This is a genomic window from Fortiea sp. LEGE XX443 (assembly GCF_015206815.1).
In the GTDB taxonomy this organism is placed as follows: domain Bacteria; phylum Cyanobacteriota; class Cyanobacteriia; order Cyanobacteriales; family Nostocaceae; genus Nostoc_B.
This window is the reverse complement of the sequence record NZ_JADEXZ010000167.1, coordinates 1-1,019: the sequence shown is the minus strand read 5'-3', so window position 1 is coordinate 1,019 and position 1,019 is coordinate 1. Positions and strand designations below refer to the sequence as shown.

Annotated in this window: 1 pseudogene; it reads left to right on the top strand. The window is 39.1% G+C overall.

Annotated elements, in window-relative coordinates:
• Positions 1–8 precede the first annotated feature (8 nt).
• Positions 9–1,019: pseudogene (locus IQ259_RS26960) on the top strand (IS630 family transposase); the annotation flags it as partial.

The following is a 1,019-nucleotide window of genomic DNA, read 5'->3' as shown; positions in this document are numbered from 1 at the left end:
AACAAACAATGATAGATCAGCATCTACAACCTGCGATGCCTGCGGCGGGCGTAGCCATCGCAGAACTACAAGAATTTATAGATAGTCGCCCAGATGCCCGTGAGGTGAGAAAAGCTCTCTTCTGTAAAGCTGGTTTATCAAGGCTACAAATATGAGGAAATTCAAACAATTTTAGATGTATCTGTTGGTTCCATAACTTGCTGGAAGAACGCCTATAAGGAATATGGAATTTCGGGATTACGCTTAAATTATCAAGGCAGAAAGAGTTATCTGAGCGATAAACAGCGAGAAGAAGTATTAAGTTGGTTGCAAACTAAAGATATTTGGGAACTGGGTGAACTAGAGTACAAATTAGCATTTGAATATGATGTGATCTACGAATCAAAACGAAGCTATTACGATTTGTTTGACGCGGCAGGAATTAGTTGGAAGAAAACCACTGCCTTGAATCCAAAGGCGGACATTGAGGCTGTTGCCGCAAAAAAAAACAGATTGAGTCATTGTTGGCAAGTAACACAGAGGAAATAGAATCAGGAAGGCTGAGAGTATTATTAATAGATGAGTGTCATCTCCTCTGGGGAGACTTAACTGGATACGTTTGGGGAAAAACTGATCAAGAAATTGCAGTAGAAGTTATTAACGAACGAGATAAACAGACATACTACGGAGCGGTTGACTATCTCAATGGCAAGTTACTTGTGAAAGCTTATAAAGCTGGTAATTCTGACAATACGATTGATTATTTACGTTATTTATTAGACCAGTCTCCCAATCAACGATTACTTCTTTTTTGGGATGGCGCTTCTTACCATCGTTCACATCTAGTTCAAAACTTTTTAGGCGAAATAAATCAAGGTTTATCTTCAGAGCAGTGGAAAATTCATTGCGTCCGCTTTGCTCCTAACTGCCCATCCCAAAATCCTATAGAAGATATTTGGTTACAAGCAAAAACCTGGGTTAGACGTTTTTGCGCTTTAATTCCAACATTCTCTCATTTAAAGTGGATGTTTGAGTGGTTT